The organism is Clostridium ljungdahlii (assembly GCF_001636845.1).
Taxonomy (GTDB): domain Bacteria; phylum Bacillota; class Clostridia; order Clostridiales; family Clostridiaceae; genus Clostridium_B; species Clostridium_B ljungdahlii_A.
The window spans coordinates 147,461-167,914 of the sequence record NZ_LITT01000058.1 but is presented as its reverse complement, the minus strand read 5'-3'; the positions used below and the strand labels follow the sequence as shown (position 1 = coordinate 167,914).

At 30.0% G+C, this 20,454-nt stretch carries 18 protein-coding genes; 1 reads left to right on the top strand and 17 read right to left on the bottom strand.

Annotation, left to right across the window (positions count from 1 at the left end; translation table 11 throughout):
- Nucleotides 1–145: 145 nt before the first annotated feature.
- The 10 genes from WY13_RS16300 to WY13_RS16260 form a co-directional block, all read right to left on the bottom strand.
- A complete protein-coding gene (locus WY13_RS16300; RefSeq protein ID WP_063556642.1) occupies nt 146–3,412 on the bottom strand; it encodes a hypothetical protein in 3,267 nt (1,088 codons plus the stop codon).
- 248 nt (nt 3,413–3,660) lie between these two features.
- Nucleotides 3,661–3,996: a CPCC family cysteine-rich protein gene (locus WY13_RS16295; protein ID WP_063556641.1), complete on the bottom strand. Its 336-nt coding sequence runs from the start codon at nt 3,994–3,996 to the stop codon at nt 3,661–3,663.
- Nucleotides 3,997–4,650, bottom strand: a complete 654-nt coding sequence (locus tag WY13_RS16290; protein ID WP_082848543.1) for a DUF4417 domain-containing protein — start codon at nt 4,648–4,650, stop codon at nt 3,997–3,999.
- 181 nt (nt 4,651–4,831) lie between these two features.
- On the bottom strand, nt 4,832–5,227 hold the full coding sequence (locus WY13_RS16285; protein WP_063556640.1) for a hypothetical protein: 396 nt from the start codon (nt 5,225–5,227) through the stop codon (nt 4,832–4,834).
- A 429-nt stretch (nt 5,228–5,656) separates the two neighbouring features.
- The gene (locus WY13_RS16280; RefSeq protein ID WP_063556639.1) at nt 5,657–5,911 is read right to left on the bottom strand and encodes a hypothetical protein; all 255 of its coding nucleotides are present in this window, start codon (nt 5,909–5,911) and stop codon (nt 5,657–5,659) included.
- A gap of 150 nt (nt 5,912–6,061) precedes the next feature.
- Nucleotides 6,062–7,261: a cell wall-binding repeat-containing protein gene (locus tag WY13_RS16275; RefSeq protein ID WP_063556638.1), complete on the bottom strand. Its 1,200-nt coding sequence runs from the start codon at nt 7,259–7,261 to the stop codon at nt 6,062–6,064.
- 22 nt (nt 7,262–7,283) lie between these two features.
- Nucleotides 7,284–8,486: a cell wall-binding repeat-containing protein gene (locus tag WY13_RS16270; protein WP_063556637.1), complete on the bottom strand. Its 1,203-nt coding sequence runs from the start codon at nt 8,484–8,486 to the stop codon at nt 7,284–7,286.
- A gap of 567 nt (nt 8,487–9,053) precedes the next feature.
- The gene (locus WY13_RS16265) at nt 9,054–9,731 is read right to left on the bottom strand and encodes a metallophosphoesterase family protein (protein ID WP_192845051.1); all 678 of its coding nucleotides are present in this window, start codon (nt 9,729–9,731) and stop codon (nt 9,054–9,056) included.
- Between the two features lie 14 nt (nt 9,732–9,745).
- Entirely contained in the window at nt 9,746–9,919 is a 174-nt protein-coding gene (locus WY13_RS21205) for a hypothetical protein (RefSeq protein WP_156499075.1), read from the bottom strand.
- 125 nt (nt 9,920–10,044) lie between these two features.
- Nucleotides 10,045–10,518 carry a helix-turn-helix domain-containing protein gene (locus WY13_RS16260; protein WP_063556635.1) on the bottom strand — a complete coding sequence of 158 codons (474 nt, stop codon included), beginning with the start codon at nt 10,516–10,518 and terminating at the stop codon, nt 10,045–10,047.
- A gap of 1,052 nt (nt 10,519–11,570) precedes the next feature.
- On the opposite strand from WY13_RS16260, the gene WY13_RS16255 reads away from it, so the two are divergent.
- Nucleotides 11,571–11,897, top strand: a complete 327-nt coding sequence (locus WY13_RS16255; protein ID WP_063556634.1) for a helix-turn-helix domain-containing protein — start codon at nt 11,571–11,573, stop codon at nt 11,895–11,897.
- A gap of 346 nt (nt 11,898–12,243) precedes the next feature.
- Here the strand turns inward: WY13_RS16255 and WY13_RS16250 are convergent, their stop codons facing one another.
- The 7 genes from WY13_RS16250 to recO all read right to left on the bottom strand — a co-directional run bounded on the left by WY13_RS16250 (nt 12,244) and on the right by recO (nt 20,417).
- Nucleotides 12,244–13,254 carry a hypothetical protein gene (locus tag WY13_RS16250; protein ID WP_063556633.1) on the bottom strand — a complete coding sequence of 337 codons (1,011 nt, stop codon included), beginning with the start codon at nt 13,252–13,254 and terminating at the stop codon, nt 12,244–12,246.
- Between the two features lie 294 nt (nt 13,255–13,548).
- Nucleotides 13,549–14,604 (bottom strand): hypothetical protein, encoded by a 1,056-nt coding sequence (locus WY13_RS16245; RefSeq protein WP_063556632.1) that lies wholly within the window; start codon nt 14,602–14,604, stop codon nt 13,549–13,551.
- Nucleotides 14,591–15,163 carry a recombinase family protein gene (locus WY13_RS16240; protein WP_156499074.1) on the bottom strand — a complete coding sequence of 191 codons (573 nt, stop codon included), beginning with the start codon at nt 15,161–15,163 and terminating at the stop codon, nt 14,591–14,593. The genes WY13_RS16245 and WY13_RS16240 overlap by 14 nt, the downstream gene beginning before the upstream one ends.
- Nucleotides 15,164–15,458: 295 nt before the next feature.
- Nucleotides 15,459–18,101, bottom strand: coding sequence for a pyruvate, phosphate dikinase (gene ppdK, locus WY13_RS16235; protein WP_063556630.1), 2,643 nt, complete (start codon nt 18,099–18,101; stop codon nt 15,459–15,461).
- Between the two features lie 67 nt (nt 18,102–18,168).
- Nucleotides 18,169–18,813, bottom strand: a complete 645-nt coding sequence (locus WY13_RS16230) for a helix-turn-helix transcriptional regulator (protein WP_013237478.1) — start codon at nt 18,811–18,813, stop codon at nt 18,169–18,171.
- Nucleotides 18,814–19,021: 208 nt separating this feature from the next.
- Complete coding sequence (locus tag WY13_RS16225) at nt 19,022–19,627, bottom strand: DUF4342 domain-containing protein (RefSeq protein ID WP_063556629.1); 606 nt, start codon at nt 19,625–19,627, stop codon at nt 19,022–19,024.
- 16 nt (nt 19,628–19,643) lie between these two features.
- On the bottom strand, nt 19,644–20,417 hold the full coding sequence (recO, locus tag WY13_RS16220; RefSeq protein ID WP_063556628.1) for a DNA repair protein RecO: 774 nt from the start codon (nt 20,415–20,417) through the stop codon (nt 19,644–19,646).
- Nucleotides 20,418–20,454 lie beyond the last annotated feature (37 nt).

Genomic DNA, 20,454 nt, shown 5'->3' with positions numbered 1-20,454 from the left:
TACTTTTTTATTTACTTTATCCTAATGCTAGAAATTATATTTTCACATTTAGATAGATTTTTAAATAGAGTAGGTATAATACTTCCTTTATAATCTTTTTGTATGATTTTTATCATTGAAGCATAAACTTCTTTATATAGCATTTTTAGTGAGCATTTATCAATCTTTCATTAACCTCTGATTTCAAGCATATAATAACTTTGTTTAGCTCAATATCATCAGTAGCATTTTGTATTATAACAAGTAATCTTTTAAATCCTTGTAGAGCTTTTTTCTGCTTATTATCTGGATATTGTGTAGAATTCATTTTATCTATCCATATTATCTTAAGGTTTTCAAGATTTATTTCCTCAAATATAGAATTTACAAATGTCAAATCTGCTTTAATGAGCTGGCTAAAGAATTTAAAATAGTCCTCCCAATCAAGTGGGGTCAATTCCAATAGACTTTTTTTAATACGAGTACCATTTTTATGTATTACTTCCTTACATACATTTTTATCATATGCTTTTAATTTTTTAACTGCACAGGCACTTAAACTCCATAGATTTTGTTTATCCTCAACAAGGAAGATTTCCTTATTTTCATTCAAAAATTGTTCAACTGTTTGAGGTGAAATTGCTACCAAAGTTGGTCGTAAAAAGTCCATATCTTTACAATGAGAAAAAATCCAGTCATCTACTTCTTTTAATCTAAACATCGAAATCATATTAATAAGCATGCTAAACTCTCTAGGTTGTGTTTTCCATAAATCAACAGTATATTCATCTAATATTTTAAAATCAATGGTTTGGACAGCAATTTTCATTTTTTCTGGATCATAGCAATGTATTTCAAAAATAAATCTATATAGTCGTTCATAATCTCTAGGAGTTTTTGTCAATAAGCAACTAGAAATCATCTCAGGCTTAATACAATTAATAAACGCTTTAGTTGATTGTTTTTGCAATTTATCTGGATGACCAATACCAAAAAGATTTTCACCACAAATAAACATTAAAAAATCTAATCCGAGATCAGCTAAAACATCAGAAAAGTTATGATGTAAAGCTTGGCTAATAATTGGTAAACAATCTATAAATTTTTTATGACCATATGCCTTGTCAAATTGAAGCAAAGTATATATCATTTTCATCATACCACTTATATCAGTGTAAATAGTTTTCGAAAGTGATAATTCTATTTCTCGTTTTGGTAGTTCTAAATAAAACTTGTTTTTCCAGTTCCTTTTTTGACAAGCTGAAAGTCTATCAATAAAACTTGCCCAATCATAAAGATATTTAGTATTTATATTTCTTAAATTTTGAAAAATTGAAGAGATGTTTAGACACTCAACCCATTTAACTTTCCAATCCTTATCTTCATTTATCATATCATTTAAAATCAATGATAAAGAATAGGCAGTATTATTATTCACTTGTTCCATCCAGAGTTTTAATGTATTATTATATTTTTTACAAATTTCTCTGTATTTTATTTGTCCGTCCCTATGAATTACATTATCTATTACATAAATTCCATATAAAATTGATGATGAATCAGTTTGTACCATGCATCTATCTAATAATGAATAGCAATATTCTTTGTTGAGAATATTATACAGTATTTTATATTTTGTTTCAAAACCAAATAATAAGTTGAAAAACCAAAGAACTCCCTGAAGCGGAGTATTTTTATTTAACATTTCAGATTTAATAAGTTTAAATAAAGGTTGACATTCTTCAACAGAATGATTTTCAACAAAGCATATTACAATACGAATGGCTGCTTGTAAATGCATAGTACGAATTTCATTTAAAGACAAAATCATTTTTTCTCGAAACATGAAATTTAAGCATTTATTACACCAATCAGAGTTATATTTCCATATTTGGACAGATTCAATAAGCCAATTTTTTTCTACTGGTTTATCTAATGAAATAATTTGTTTAAATGCTATTAAAGTCAAGAGAATATCTGAACATTTATATTCCTTTGCTATACTATATTGATTCTTTGTGTTTTCCCATCCACCTCTTAGGGAATAATTAAACAACCATGGCGTACTCTCATGTGAAGCTAAGTTCAAAATGTATTCAAAAGGCGTATCCATATATAGATCACCTATTTTCCGGTTGACTTTTTTATTTATCTTTGCAACTATAGGAACAATTGTACTTTTATTCTTTAAATAATGATTATAAATTGTTTTAACTGATTGCTCTTTTGAAATTGACACACTTTCAGATGGGAATTCAAATGTATGTGTTTGCGTAATAATTATTTTTCGAGTATTATTTGCATACCCTAAAAGTTTATTAATCACACCTTTATCTAACTGCTGTGCATCATCAATAATATAAACTGTTTTATATCCATTGTTTTTCAGTTTTACGTCAGAGCAAGAAATTATTTTCGTGTTATCATATTTAATCACTTCCCACCCTGAAATTAAAAAATCATATGCAAGTTGATACGCTGTTATAGATTTTCCACAACCAGGATCACTTTCTATAATGACACTATGTGCTTGTTCCAATTTGTATTTAGCCTCACTAAACTGAGGAAGTTTAGGACAAGCTAATACATCAGATTCCCGAAGACGGTAACCCATTATGGCATGTTCTAAACCAACTTGATTTGAGAAATCCAAATGAATCCAATGATCAGTTACTTTTGGTAATAAATTATTTACGATAGAATTAAGAGCTTCAGATGCCATTAATGGAATAGAATCAATTGCTGATGGAGATATTCTAAACACTTTATTTTTTACTTCATTTGGTTCAATAAGTTGATCAACAATATTAGGATCAGATTCAGAATAACCTAATATAATAAACGTACATGGGGTATTTTCAGATGCTAAACTGATTGATTTCTTGTCCGATACACTTATCTCACCAGAGCTATTTGGAAATATCCATTTCGAATTAACATTGCGTACGTCACCATGAGGTTTTAATAAATTATTTTTATTGTCATTAATTTGAGTGCCATATAGTTGTTCCCAAGCCATTTCCAATAAATCATCCCAATTAAAAGATACAACAATTTTAATATATCCAGCATGGATCAACTGACACAAATACTGGTGTGATATAGAAGGATTCTTGTGATGTTTATCATTTAATATTTTAAATAACTCTTTAAATCGTAGTACTGCTTCCACATTATTTTCAATAAAATTAAATGCATTTTTTAGATTTTCTATTGAATTACCAATGATTAATTTAGCAGGTAGAGTTCGGTCACGTTTATACATATCTTTAATACTAGGAAATTCATCTACAACTTGCCATATTAATGGAGCAAGTTGATTGTACAAAGGAAGTCCTGCTTCAAAAGAAATTCCTGCACCCACAATAACAATAGCCCCATGAACTTTTATTTCATTTGTCAAATCTGATAGCGAAGATTCTACATTAGTCATAAAATAAACCTTCTTTCTTAAATTTTATCCTCTCACTATATAAGTAATAGTGATTTATTAAATGATTTCAATTTTTTTCCATGGATACATTCCATTAGTAAAATGACCATACGTATCTGTTGGCTTATATCTAAATTTTTTTAAAGATAATCTATCAATTTATATGACTTTTTACTTTAACCACATTGCCTTTTTATCCCAACCTCCATTAGAATTATGCATTATATGATATTCTTCTCTTATCATTTTTAGTTTTCTTTTCTCCAAAATATAATTTTCGACTCATTTAAACTAAGTTCATTAGGTCCATCATGACTATTAGGATTTATATTCTGATAATCATCATCAATCCATCCACATATATTACATTTTTTATGGAATGAATTTATTGGTATTATATGCTCTTCACAACAATAACATTTTCTAAATAAACTTGTCTCAGATGAATCTCTATTAATAGCGTTTAAAGCCTGTCGTACAATGTCTGCATTATGCATAATATCTTCAATTTCAAGTCTATCCTTATAGTTCTTAATATCTATTTGCTTGTAATTTAAACTTAATGATTTTCCTCTACCTCCCACTTATGCACAACACCTCCCCGTTGAATCTAAATAGGAAATATATACTACATCTCCTCGCATTTCTTGGAACGGCTTACCATAACATAAGACTATTGACGGATTGATTCTCTCAAACATTGCATCATATCCTTTCATAAAATCATCTTTACTTCTTCTATTACCTACTGTTGAGACTGCAACTGTAGACCTCCTTTCTATTCCTAAAAAACAGTATTCAAAACTTTGTTCATTGCTCCATCCTATTGTTGGTATTACTGTAAAACCATAATCTTGCCAATATGCTCCACACCATCTGTTTTTAAAAACATTATTTATCTGAATTGCAGGTGGCATATCCATATATAAACTAAAATCAGGAGTTAGCACAGCCTTAAATCTAGCAAGTTTTTTTAAACTATTTTCTGGCTTATCATAAACACAATTAAATTTGGAATCATCAAGGAAAAAATGAATTACCTTATCTTCATTTCCTAAAACAGTTCTTCCAATGCGATCAAATCCCATTAATTTAACGTCAGATACTTCTATATTAGCTTTTGCCAACTTTGGTATTCCCCATTTATTGTCTGATGGAAATTCATTTCGTAATAATTTGTTATTTATTTTTTCTTTTCTTTCTTTTAAACTGTCTCTTTTCATAACTTTTTTACTCAATATTTTAATACCTTCCCTAATTAAATTTATTAAACTTATTCAGCTAATCTTGAAAAAAAAATGTGAACGTGTTAAAATAATTTTATGTGTAATTTTATGTTCACAATTTTTTTAAAGAAATGATGTTAGTTAAGGTTGCCGCCTTAATTAGCTTCATTTTTATCTTAAACAATAAAACTGTTTAATCGTCAGATTCATTTTTTTTCTCCTTAATTGGAGTTGCTTTAGATAATTCAAATAGCATAGCCTTCTCACTGTCATACCAATCACCTAATACACGATATCCCTCTTTTTCCAAATTCCATCCTGTTATTCTAGATAATGTGTTTAAAAAATCTTTATTATTCCACCTCACATTTATGGTTCTTTTACTTTTCACAAATTGTATTGAATCTTCTTCATCTTCATCACAAACTTTAATGGCTAGTTGCTTATCTTCATCATTCATTAGTAATTCAACATAAGCTGGTCTGCCCATTTTAATAATTACATTTTTTGAAAATGTAATTCCATTTTGTGTTATTGACATATATGGTAACCCTGTTGTCAGATTTACTCTCTTAAAATTTTCAAACATAATTTCACCTCGCTTATTGCTTTTGTTTTTATTATAGTACTATTCATTTTTTAAATCAATATATGTTAAGTAGAAAAGTTATTTATATGTATTCTATTTGCACTACATTTGCATTTCATATGCTTTAATATTATATGTATTATAGTTATTGAATGATTTTTAAGCTTATTTGTTTTGCATTTTGGAATTTGATTCTACCCCAATTGTATATAATATAACTTTCACTGTTAGTACGTACTTAATTAAGTTATCAATCCTATATTGCGTATATACTAATTACTTTGTTAACTTTAATGTACCCTTTATAGATACTATTGATTTTTATTAAATTAATTTATTTCATCATAAGCATTTTTATTTTCCATGTAATTTCTAATATATCAATTACCCGTATTCAATTTGTAAATAGTCTCCTTTTTTGCATCAACATTATATTAATTCAGATGCTATATAGTTCATGGATAGTTTTCCTATGGTTCTTTTCTCTGCGTTTCCATGACCACAAATATAAATTATTTTGTCCTGATTAGTTATAGTTGCATTACATATCAATTGTGGATTATCTGATAAACAGAATGCTGTATGCATGACTATACCATCTGTTTTCATATCGTTACCCTCCATTTCCCCTACTATTATTGCTAATCCTCTTCTAAACTTCTTATTTATTTTTCTAAACTGCATGTATAACATCCCCTATTTTCTATGTAATAGGAATATTATACCATAATTAATCTACTTTATTTTTATTGACTATAGTGATTGAAATAATGCATAAAAAGAAACCCCAGTTATTGGAGTTTCCTTTTATTCTATATTTTATTATATTACCTTTTAATTGTGAATATGAGAATCAGTATCAGTATCAAATCCTCCACCATTTTTTCCGGATTGGTGATTTCTCATTGAATCTGACCAGCTACTTCCTTGACTTTGTGATGTGCTGGTTGGCTGTGTTGGTTGAACTACTGTATCTGGTGTTGAGTTTGTTGGCTGGGTTGGTTGAACTACTGGTGTTTGTTGAGCTGGTGGTGTGTCTGTTATCAGTGAATCCATCTTTGCACTTGTCATTACTAAATCCCCACCTAAGAAGGTTAAATTATTTATCCCTGCACTCTTTAAATATGCCTTCTGCCTTGATGCATCACTGCCTAATAGAATTATTGGTGCATTTTCCTTTGCAGCTAATGAACTACCTGCTAACGCATCTGGGAAATTATCTCCTGAAGCTATTACTGCATTCTTAGTACTTATATTGAAATACTTTACTATGGCTAAGGAAGTATCATACCTATCCTGACCTGATAACCTTATTACTTTATTTGCCGATAAACCAGTATTGTTCATTATATCGTTGACAACTGTATCAGGCATAACCAATGCCCCTCCTAATATATAAACCATACTTGGTTTTATACTCCTTAAAGTATCTATTGCACTAGCTGATAACCCTGCCTTACTTCCTAATATGATTGGATATCCCTTTATTGCCGCTATCCCACTGGCTGATAGTGCATCTGGGAAATCACTGTTTGATGCTACGAATACTGGCGTTCCCTGGCTTACCCCTACTTCATTGTTTATTAACCTTAAAGTATCATCTTCATTTACTCCTGCTAACCTCTTTATACTAAAAGAACCACTGCTCTTTATGGCACTCTCTACTTCCGATGAAACTGAATTATTATCCCCTAACAGATAAACTACCCCTCCTGATCTTAAATTATCCCTAATATAATCTATAGTACTTTGGCTGTCTTGTACCGTCTTCCTTACTAATAGTACTGGCGCCTTATTCTTAGATGCTAGTGTACTACCTACTAATGCCTCTGGAAAGTTCTCTGCCGTTGCTACAACTACTGCCTGTACCTTACTACTATTACTATAATTATTCGCTATCTTTACCGATGTTTCTATACGTGTTTGTCCACCTAACCTTGTAGTTGTATAATTACCTTGTGCATATGCACTAATACTTCCTGCTTGAATTACAGCCGCTAAGACTGCCGCTACTACTAGCTTCTTACTTACCATATTGTTGACCCCCTTTTACTAGTTAGTTGTGAATATGAGATGTTGTATCAGTATCAAATCCACCATGTGTCTCATGAACATGGCTTCTCCATGTTGATCCTTCGCTACTTCCTCCACTGCTCTGTGTTGGCTGACTTACTGTGCTTCCTCCACCTTGACTACTTGCACTTGATTGTCTGCTACTTGTTCCTCCTGTACTTCCACTGCTACTACTTTGTGACTGAACTCCTGTAACAATTGCATTAACTTCACTAGATGTTAACGCTCCTTCTCCTCCTAAAACTGTTAAACTGTATATAGAAGTAGTATCAAGATATTGTCTTTGCCTATCTGTATCGTTTCCAACAAGAATTATGGGGGCACTATTTTTCAACGCCAAAGAACTTCCTGCTAAGGCATCTGGAAAGTTATTTCCAGATGCTATAATGGCATTTTTAGTATCCAAATTAAAGAATTTAGCTATGGCTAAAGATGTACCATACCTATCCTGACCATATAATCTTGTGATTTTGTTTGAATCTAAGCCTGTTGTACTAGCTACTTGTTGTACTACAGCATCCGATACAGCTGCCGTACCACCTGCTATATAAACCTCACTTGGCTTGATTTTCTTCAACTGCTGTACATCCGAATCTGATAGTGTTCCTTTAGAACATAATATTACAGGATATCCTTTTATAGCTGATATCGAACTAACAGATAAAGCGTCTGGAAAGTTATCTTCCGAAGCTATGAATACTGGAGTTCCTGCTGAAACTCCAACTTCATCAGTTATTGCCTTTAATGTTTCATCTTCATTAGTTCCTGCTAATCTTTTGATGTTAGTGTATCCCAAGTACTTTATAGCACTTTCAATATCCCATGACACAGATGATGTTGATCCAAGTATATATACTGTACCATTAGATGCTAGGTGAGTTTTTATATAATCTAATGTACTTTGACTATCATGTGCTGTTTGATTTACAAGTAATATTGGTGCTTTAAGCTTAGATACTAGCGTACTACCAACTAATGCCTCTGGAAAGTTATTCGCTGTTGTTACTATAACTGCTGAAAGCTGATTACTGCTGTAGTTATTAGCTATATTGACAGCTGTTTCAATACGTGTTTGTCCTCCTACTCTCTTAGTAGTGTATTGCTTACCATCAGCACGAACAGTAACACTTAACGTACCCAATAAACCTACCATTGCTAGTATGGCTACTAATTTTTTACCTTTCATAGATTTTTCCTCCCTTATTATTTGATGTCCCCTTATGCCATTATGTAAATATTTATAAATTTTTAAGATGTGTTCTTGATATATGCTTGATGTGCTTTTTTACCTACAAGAAATAATTGTATTATTTTACTTTTTATTAATAATTTATTAATATATTATATGTTACCGCATTATACCTAAATTTACAACGAATTCATATGAATATTTATGTAAAAATTACTTCTAAAGTATATATTTATTCTAATTACCAGTTATGTAATTATATGATTTTTATTATATTTTCACATGTAATTATACAATTTAGAACTAGTCTTACTTAATTATGAAGAACTATAGTTTGCACCATATAGTTGATCCTTAAAATATATCTACTTTCAAAAGTCAAGATGCATATTCCATATATTCCACTAATTTCATTATAATTTTTATTAACCTATAAATCAACATTGATTTATAGGTTAATAAGTTCTCAAATAGCTAAAACAAGCCTTTATTTAAAGCATCATTTAAATAATAATTAACAAATGCAGTCAATATTAAACTATTGACTGCACTTTATATCCCTGCTTAATTCAAAACTACTTCTGCATATGAATTAGAGCTTGTATCAAAAATTACTCCTCTTACAGCTCCTTTCATACAAGCACAATTTATTACAGTAGTTTTATTCAATTTTTTTATTCCAAAATTCTCATGAACATGACCGCATATAAACAACCTAGGTTCATCTGCTACTATCTTTTTTCTTATTGCTAAACTTCCAAAATTATGCCCACTGTATCCTTCATCAAGGATCCCAAAAATAGGCTGATGAGCAACTACATATTTACCACCCATAACAATGTCCTTTAAATATACACCCAGCTCTAATTCAGTACATTCCCTATCAATTTGGTAAAACTGAATGCTCATTTTTTCAAAAGGTATAAAATAAGTTTCAATGCCAGCTTTATATGCATTAGGTAGAAAATTCATATCACCTTCATCAGGAGTAAACACATCATGATTACCTCTTATATAATAAACACGTCTATTCGAGATTTTCATGATCATAGACTTAAACCGTTTATAATCATTCATTTGATGCTGTGCTAATTCCAAAAGGTTTGACCACTTATAGTCTTTAACAATATCACCTGCAAAAATTACTACATCAATATCATATCGGCTATTTACAAAATCTATTATCTTTTGTAAATAGCCAAATCTACCATGTATATCAGAAGTACAAAATATTTTCATCATGCCTCCCTCTGGTATCATTCCATCCAAAACTTTATAAAGTTTATATCTCTATCAGTTAACTTCATATTTTGACTTTTTGCAATATTGTTTATATCAAGTATTGTCAACTCACAGGCAGTCAATTCTTCTTCACTTGCCCTTTTCCTTTTCAATTCTTGAATCATTTCCATTATGTCTTGATTCGTCATTTAAATTATCCCTCCTATATAAATCAATTAAAACCTTTAAATCATTTTTAAGGAATTGTATATTAATTTGTAAAATAATACAACCCTCTAATAAATTTTTTCAAGATATAACTCTCACGCCTTTTTTATTTAAAATTCTTATACAACTCTTTTTCATATTCTTTCTTACGTCTCCATACTGTTGATTCACTGATACCTAGTTCCTTTGCAATCTCCTTATTAGTCATACCCTTTTTAGCGTAGTAATCAACCAATTGCTTACTTGCTCCATGATTATATGAAGTTTTCCCTCCCTTTTTCATTTTGCATTTTCTTAGTTCATTTAAACTTACAGCGTTCTTGCTCCTTAGTACATTTAATTCTTCTTTTGCTGCCTTTAGTTCCGATTCAGCTTTACCCATTTTCACTGACTGCCTTGAATAATAATCTGCCATCATTAATAAAACTTGTAAAGATGCTTTTACTAATTCATATCCATCTAATTTTGTTCTCTTATAGATTTCTTGTAATTGTTCGTCTGTCATAAAAAAATAAGAGTTTACATTTTCTTTTATAACTATGCTTATGTAATTAACCTCGTAAATATCATTTTTATTCAATTAAACCAGCCTCCTAAAAATATTATTTATATTATCATTTCAAACATATGTTGTTATTTGAGATTGAAAATGATATTTTTCATGCATATAAAAAATCAAAGATGTCTTTAAATTTTAAGCTATAAACTATTTTATAAATTTATCTGTTTCATTAAATGACGTCAATAATAAGTATTTCCAGCATTTCAATTATATTTTGAATTTGAAATTTACCATTCACATAATTTTTTATTAAAATTCTTCTATTTCAAAGGTCTATATAGTTGAGAATTTAAGATATTTTTAATCTAAAGTAGAATTTTGTGCATAATTAACATTTCAACCTTATTTTATCTTTGAGATTCAATATGCACATAATAGAAAATCACCTACCAAATACTAAATGATTAAAGTTATCTGAATGATCAAGTGATTCTTCCAACTTTTCCAACCTAATACATACCAAACATTGCATTAAGTTCAGTATAAGAATATTTTATTGTTCCTCTATTATTTCTGGTTCACTCATTGATAAATCGTTTGTTTAATACCTCAATCACTAAATCTACATAAGTTTTATTGAGTTCCTCACCAGCTATAACCTTAAATATTTCATAAATCTTTGACCCAAGAAAAAACATCTTAAAATTCATAGTAAAAAATTTATATGCTCCTATACTTGCAGGTGATCCTCCTTTATTAATACACGAAAGTATAATAAGAGAAAGGTTACCCTATACAAATATCCATTCACTAATAAACTCTCCCCCTTACTATCTAAATAGTCTATCTGTTGCTAAGGGATACTTATATACTACTTTTTCCGTCCATATCTTAATCATAAAAATGCTATTTTTCGTGCTTTAAATATTAGTAATTGTGAAATTCACTATATAGATATAGATCAAATTTACTATAGTAAGCTACGAAAAAATATTCTCTTGAATAAATGACGCAATAATTTAAAACTTATAGCTATTATTGAATTTAAATGTCAGCATTAACCTATAAGTTCATTATATTTATAGGTCAATGTTGATAATATGAAATTAAGTTATTCAAGAGGTGAGTATATGATAAATTATGAAATCATTGGTTCAAGAATTCGTCAAAAACGTTTAGAAAAAAAGTTAACACAAGAACGATTGGCTGAATGTTTAAGTATATCTGGCGAATATATGAGTAAAATTGAAAATGGTCGTGTTAATGTAAGTTTGAAGCGTTTAGCAGAATTGAGTCTGATTTTAGAATGTCCCATAGAATATTTAATATCAGGTTCAGTAACACAAGCGCCTGATTATAAAGCAAACGAATTTACTAAACTGCTAGAAGGTTTGTCATCCAAAGAAAAAGATGTTGTACTTAAAATTACAAAGTTAATTACTTCACTAAAAAAATAGCACCCATTCTTTAGAAGGAAGCTCATTTAATATTTCTATCTATTCTAAAATTTTAACATAAGTCTCACAAAATCTGAGAGTTTTAAATATTCATAGAACTATATAAAATATTTTATAGTCCTATGAATTTATACAATGAATACAAAAGTATTGATTTCCTTTATATCTGCCTTGTGGGATAATATTTATATATATAAGTCAGACTATATGTCCATAACAGTAATAAAAGCTGATATCTCCGTAGAAATATCAGCCTATATACCTTAAAAGCTATATATTTGTTTTACCAACCATCAATAATAGATCCTAATAACACCTTAAATATTCACGAATTATCTTTCCAACTTTACAATTCATCAATTATGTTTTCATCAATTGCTTCAACTTCTTCTGTTTGGTATTTGGCAAGCATCTTAACGCAATAACAACTGCCTACTCCTTTAACTTCGCACTGATTACCAATGGAAGAGTTTTGTAGATATAGAAGATTGTTTTGCTTTAAAATTTTAATAAGATCAGGTATGTTAGACTCTAGGCTACTTGCCACTTCAAGCATATCTTCTCTTGTCAACGCATAGAATCCCTTTCTTATTAAGTAACATTTATTGGGATAAGTTTTTAATTTTTGAACATATTTGTATATACAGGAATATACCATCGTGATATCTAATTCATCTCCCCTATCTATTTTCAACTTAGAAATATTTTTAGAAAGTATTTTTAACAAATCTATGAGCGTTATCTCAATATCAAACTCCCAATATGGCAAAATTCTGTCCCCTATTTTTTTAAGTAAAGTCTCTGCATATGAAACATCTTTCTTATTTACTCCCTCAGCTTTCTCCCCGTAATTGCCAAGTGAAAGTCTTATAAGTTCGGCCTTACTAATTTCTAGTTCTGAAGAAGATTCACCGTCCTTGTAAACAAAGACAATGACCGGTTCACCTCTATTGCCGTTTCTAACCACTCGTTTAGCAAAAATTTTAGTAGTTTCTTCGTTGCCATAGATCAAGGTTAAGTGCTTAGTTCGAACAAAAGCACCACTAGCTTTCGCTTTAGCAATTTCGGATAAAATATCACTATCCAAAATATCATCTTCTAAAAATCCTTTATCAACAGGTGCAATAAAATTTTCTTGTGCCTCTGCTAAGTTACTATAAATTTTCTCTGTCGCTATATCTTCAAGGTTACAATTTTGATTATGATATACGCTAATGTGATCCTTTGAATGTCCATTCGTGTTGATCTGATTTTTTTCAACAGATAACATATTGCTATTACTATTCGTATCTCCCATTTTTTTTATAGTCCCGTTCTTTTCTAACCTCATTTCTAAATTTCCTTCATTCTCAAACATAATTTCCGTCTCCTTTTTTTCATTATTTGTAAGTTAATTTTTTTATTGTTCTTTTTTATTTTTTATTACATTTAATATTACTTACCTTTTCACTAACCAAGAGTAGGGTTTTAAAATCCAAATTATACTAATGAGATGTTAAATCTTCTATAGCCTACCTAAAGATTCACTTTTAAAAATGTGTTTTCGATCACAAATAGTTAAAGCTACTTTTCTACCAAGCTGAAACTTTTTAGGGCACTAAAAAAGACTCAATTACATTTGTAACCAAGTCTATAAACACTATTACTAATTTTATATTGTCTTATCAACACCTAGTAATTGTTTGTACTCATCTGACATAAGTTGACTATACAAGTCAACAAGCCCTTGTTTAGTATTTATATATAATGCTCCTTCACAATCTCTACACTTAGTATTGCTTATATAACAGAATTTTTCTTTAGGACTCCTAAAACATTCCTTTTTACACTCCAAAGAATTTGAAAAATATCTCTGTCCTGCTAATACTCTTCTACCTCTTCTAATGAGATATTTGGGATTATTTTTTTTATACAAGTCTTTTTGGGATTCTAGTGTCTTCAACCCTATAAATTTATTTCTACAGTCAAATGTATGCCCTATATGATAGAAAGAATAATCAGCATCTTTCTCTTCCTTACGTGGATGTGGTATTGATTTGCACTTAACCCAATGATGTAATGATACATAGATAGTTTTTCCGTGGAATTTTGCTGGTCTTTTACCATCCTCCCACTGTAAACTAGAATATACTATACCTCCAGTTTTAGGTTCAATAGTTCTTCTAAAAATTACTCCATCTAGAGTTTCAGAAAAATTATCATTTTTTGTTCCTGTTGTATCATTTGCAAAATTCCAGGTTGTTCCTCTAATATATTTTTCATGTGAATTAATCGATACACTTAAGTTTTTGTTTTTACATATTTTTAGAGATTCTATGCAACTTTCACAATCCTTTATATAACATCCTTGAAAGTTCTTTTTATCTCTGTACTTTTCAGGAGCTATTAATTCCATTACTTTATCAACATTATCAGCATCAATAATAACATACGCCTTATTTTCTTCAGCAAATTCTTTACCTTCATTAGGATAATCTATACTCATTAAAACTATTCCACTTTTACTATTTTTAATATTAAATTGAGTTACTATATTATAGTCAGTTTTCTCTAAACCTTTTCTATAGAAGTAAAATTTGTTCTTTGCTATTATTACTTTATCTAATTTATTTTCTTGGTGGTTAATCCTAACTCTTACTATGGGCGTTATCATATTTGACTTTTCCATTACTTCATTACTAACTACCAAGAATTTAAATAATCTCATTGCCTTTGTCCTCCACTTTTTCAGTCATTACACCTTCAAGCTGTTTAATCCTTCTATAATAAGTAGTTCGCCCTATATGAAGTCTCTGACATACTTCTTTAACACTCATAGTTTTCTCTTCAACCTGCCTCTCATAAGCTCTTAAATCTGATAATTCCCTCGGTATCCTACCTTTTTTGTTAGGAGCATCCACCCGTTCCATCTTATCATTTTTGCCATTAATTTTATCTAATGCTTTTATTATATTTAATACATATTTTCCTAACTCATTAGATGTATCAAAATTCTCAGTTTTTATAAACAATTCTACTTTATTTTCTTGTGTCTGCACTATAAACCTAATTATAGCCTTTATATTTTTACCTAATGCCTCAATACTATATACAAAAATAATATCTCCTGCTCTTGCATATCTAATCATTTCATTTAATTCAATATTTCCACCGTGTATTTCAGCAAACACCTTGTCTACCTTAGCGCTATTTAAAAATTTCATCTGCGTCTCATATATATGTGAATTTTTTTTACCTCTTACATACCCTAATCTAACTTTAATCACCTCACGAACTGAATATTAAATCATTTTATCTTGACTGTGCCAATAATACTAATAATTGGATTTCTCTCATCACTATTTTACCACAAAGTGTTTCATAATTAAAAACACAAAATGTTCCATAATACTTTATTTTTGTATTGATTTTATTCTGTAATACTAATTTATAAATAAAATAGAGTATTGAGCCTAAAATTAATTAAAATTTAAATTCTCAATACTCTATTATTTTTATAGCATAAATAGCCTGAAACCTCTATTATATAAGGCTTTTTTACTATTCTTATAACTATTTACTTTATTTTTGAGTTGGTCGTGGATGTTTTATCTGAGCCTGTGCTGCAGCAAGTCTTGCTACAGGTACCCTAAATGGTGAACAAGATACATAGTCAAGTCCTACATTGTGAAAAAATTCTACAGAAGACGGATCTCCTCCATGTTCTCCACATATTCCAAGATGAATGTCAGGTCTAGTCTTTTTACCTAATTTTACAGCAGTCTCTACAAGTTTTCCTACTCCAACCTGATCTAACTTTTGGAACGGATCAAACTCATATACTTTTTTATCATAGTAATCATTTAAAAATTTACCTGCATCATCTCTTGAAAATCCAAAAGTCATTTGAGTTAAATCATTAGTTCCAAATGAGAAGAACTCAGCTTCTTTAGCTATTTCATCAGCTGTAATAGCCGCTCTTGGAATTTCTATCATAGTTCCTACTTTATATTTTAAATTTATTCCTTCTTTTTGTATTATTTCATCCGCTACCTTTACAACTACATCTTTAACATATTTCAATTCTTTTATTTCTCCTACAAGAGGTATCATAATTTCTGGAACTATATCATACCCTTTTCTCTTCTTAACATCTATAGCTGCTTCTATAATAGCCCTTGTTTGCATTTCAGCTATTTCTGGATAAGAAACAGTAAGTCTGCATCCTCTATGTCCCATCATAGGATTAAATTCATGTAGAGAATCTATAGTATCCTTTAACTCTTGAAAACTTACTCCCATTTCATTAGCTAAAGACTGTATATCCTCAGTTTCAGTAGGTAGGAATTCATGGAGTGGTGGATCCAAAAATCTAATTGTAACAGGTTTTCCTTCCATTGCCTCATACATGCCAATAAAATCTTTCTTTTGTCTTGGTAGTAATTTATTTAAAGCCTTTCTCCTCTGTTCTTCTGTTTTTGAAACTATCATTTCTCTCATTTCTGGTATTCTATCTTCATCAAAAAACATATGCTCTGTTCTACAAAGTCCTATTCCTTCGGCACCAAAACTAATAGCCTGGTTTGCATCTCTTGGTGTATCTGCATTCGTTCTAACTCCCAATTTTCTTATATTGTCAGCCCATCCCATGAAGATTCCAAAATCTCCTGATATTTCTGGTGCTACAGTCTTTATAGGCTCTCCATATACATTTCCAGTACTTCCATCTAAAGATATGTAATCTCCTTCTTTATAAACCTTATCTAATCTTTTGAAAAGCTTTTCCTTTTCACTTACTATAAGATCACCACATCCAGCTACACAGCATGTTCCCATACCTCTTGCTACAACAGCTGCATGAGATGTCATACCTCCTCTAACTGTAAGTATTCCTTCAGAGGCTGCCATTCCTTCTATATCTTCTGGAGAAGTCTCTAGCCTTACAAGTATTACCTTTTCACCTTGATCATGATGTTTCTTAGCATCATCTGCTGTAAAATATATCTTACCACAAGCTGCTCCTGGTGATGCAGGGAGTCCATTTGCTATCACAGCTGCCCGTTTCAATTCATCACTGTCAAAGTTTGGATGCAATAGTGTGTCAAGCTGTTTAGGCTCAACTTTAAGTATGGCCTCTTCTTTAGTGATGAGACCTTCATCTACCATATTTACTGCTATTCTAAGTGCAGCCTGAGCTGTTCTCTTACCATTTCTTGTTTGAAGGAAATATAATTTTCCCTGCTCTATAGTAAACTCCATATCCTGCATATCTTTATAATGATTTTCAAGTTTATTTGCTATACTCATAAATTGAGAATAACATTCTGGAAGGTCTTCTTTTAGCTTTGTTATAGGTTGAGGTGTTCTTATTCCTGCAACTACATCCTCTCCTTGAGCATTTATGAGATATTCACCAAATATGGACTTTTCTCCTGTAGATGGATTTCTAGTAAATGCAACTCCTGTTCCTGAAGTCTCTCCCATATTTCCAAATACCATTGATTGAACGTTTACTGCAGTTCCCCAATCACCTGATATATCATTTAACCTTCTGTAAATTATTGCTCTAGGGTTTTCCCAAGATCTGAACACTGCAGTAACTGACTGAATTAACTGTTCCTTAGGATCTTGAGGAAAGTCTTCTTTTACTTCTTTTTTGTAAATATCTTTAAATTTCTGGATTATATTCTTTAAATCAGATTCATCTAAATCTGTATCGTATTTTACTCCTTTAGCATTCTTTACGTCATCGAGTACATCTTCAAATTCTCTCTTTTCAATTCCCATAACTACATCTGAAAACATTTGAATAAATCTTCTATAAGAATCATACGCAAATCTTTCATTTCCTGTCAACTTTTTAAGTCCTATTACAGTATCATCATTTAATCCTAAATTTAATATAGTATCCATCATTCCTGGCATAGAAACTCTGGCTCCTGACCTTACTGAAACTAACAATGGATTTTCTATGCTTCCAAATTTTTTTCCTGTTGTCTCTTCCACATTTTTAAGTGCATCATAAATTTGATCTATAACTTGCTGTGATATAGATTTACCATCTTCATAATATTTGGTACATGCCTCTGTGGATATAGTAAATCCACCAGGAACGGGTATGCCAAGATTGGTCATTTCTGCAAGATTAGCTCCCTTGCCTCCAAGTAAATTTCTCATGCCAGCATTTCCTTCATTGAAAAGATAAACGTATTTCTTGCCATTCATACAAACATCTCCCTTATAAAGTTTTTAACATTCTTGTATATTAACAGGATTTACCTGAATAATCGGTTTATTTACTCTCCCCTATCTTTACAAAAAGTCTTGTTATGTTGGTTTTTGATACTTTTCCTATAATTTTAAATGTCTCGTTTTTGGATTTATCATAAGATTTTTCTACTACTGGAAGACTATCTACTTCATGCTCCATTATTTTTTGAGCTGCTAAATATGCAGGATCATCCTTCTGCACACATACTATATTGGGCATTCTTGTCATTATTACACCTACAGGTATTTTATGCATATCTGTACTGCCCATAGCTATTTTTATAAAATCTTTTCTAGAAACAGCTCCTATCAAAACACCATTGTTTTCTATAAATAAAGTCCCTACATCATTTAGGAACAAGTATAGTATCGCATCATACACAGTAGTATTTTCATCTACCATTACTGGTTTTGACATTATATCTTTTACTTTTATTTCCATTATATAATCATATAATAAACTGTAAGAAGGTTTTTGAGAATATATATATCCAACCTTTGGTTTTGCCTCTAATATGCCTGTCATTGTAAGTATGGCTAAATCAGGTCTTAAAGCTGCCCTTGTAACATTCAATTTAGACGCAAGCTGTTCACTTGTTATTGGTGCATGTTCTTTTACTAATTCTATTATTTTTTCTTGCCTTGGTGATAATTTTATGATGTCCACCCTCTCTCTTCATAGTAAATTAAATTAATTGTAAAAATATTTACTAAGAGGAATTTACAGTTCATAACTGTATTCTTAAAGCTATTATACCACATATATACAAATTAATAATATGTTCTTCTTTGTTTTATTCAAAATTATCAATATATTTTAAATTGTATATGAGCTGCACCTAAAATATCTTTCAAATACAACTTAATAATAAAATTTATTGCTTATCATTACTTTTTTCCTCATTTTCTCCATATCCTTTTTCATCCTCATCAATGTCATCAAATTTTACAGTATACTTGTATGTGTTTTTATCTTCATCCTCGTTTTTATTAGTAAATTTATCTTTTACAGAAGATGCTGCATTAAAAACTTTATCTTTTACATCATCTACAGTGTTCTTTACTCCACTTTTTATTATTTTATCTACTACTTCTACACTTCCATCATCTTTTATTATCTCTATGCTCAGTTTTGTAAATACAGCAGTCAATATGCCTATAGCTATAAGTGGAGGCCATACAAGTGCTGTTAATGTAGCTGCAATACCTGCATTTACTGGAATATCAAGTACAATTCTATCCTCTCTTCTTATTTTTATCCTAGTTACATTTCCCTTTCTAACCAAATCCTTTAACCAATCAAGAAATTCGTCTTTTGTAGTATACATACTATCCTTAGTTGATTTTTCAGTTTCTTCTATATATATAAGTGTATCAACCACATTTCCTTCACAATTTTCTAAAGCTTCCTTTGCTTCGGCGTAAGTTACCCCAGTTCTCTCTCTTATAATATCAATTTTTTCTAATGTTATTTCACTCATAATTTTTCTCTCCTTTTCAATTTTTATTTTTTTCAAAACTTTGAAGGCAATTCAAAACGTCTAAACTTTTAGGTTTTTTAAAATAGTTTTGAGAAATAATTAATGTCAAAATTTTATATAGTTCTTTTTTTACATCTTCTGATAATATAACCTTATATACATTTTCTAAAGGAATTTTAGACAGATATTTAAGGGCACTCGAAGTAGCATATTTTATAGGTATACCATTTACTTTTTCACATTCACTGCAAACTCCGCCTAAATACTGAAGATTTAAATAATCAAAAGAGGTAATTTTTTTTCTACATAGAGCACAATGATCAAAATTAAGACCATATCCTGTAATCTGTAAAATTTTTAGTTCAAATGCTCTGGCTAAAGTTTCTACATCAACTCCATGACTTCTTATAAGATAAAAACAAGTAACCAGATATCTAAATAATTCACTGCTAGTTTCACCGTCATTCATTGCTATATCCGTAAGTTCACAAAAATAAGAAGCATAAGTCAAATCATTTAAATCATTTAATAAATCCTGAAATGAATCTATTAAACTACTTTCATTTATTACATACAAGTTCTTACCTTTATAGACTACGTAATCTCCATAACAAAACTGAAGTGTAGTAGAAAATAGAGAGTTTTTACTACTTTTTGATCCTCTAGCTATAGTTGCTATTTTGCCTAATTTTTCAGTAAAAAGCCATACCAATTTATCTGACTCTTTTATATCTTGAGTTTTAATTATGACAGCTCTAGTTTTGAATATGTTCAGAAAATCATCCCCCACTACAGTTCTAATTATATTATGTCCTTATTTTAAAATA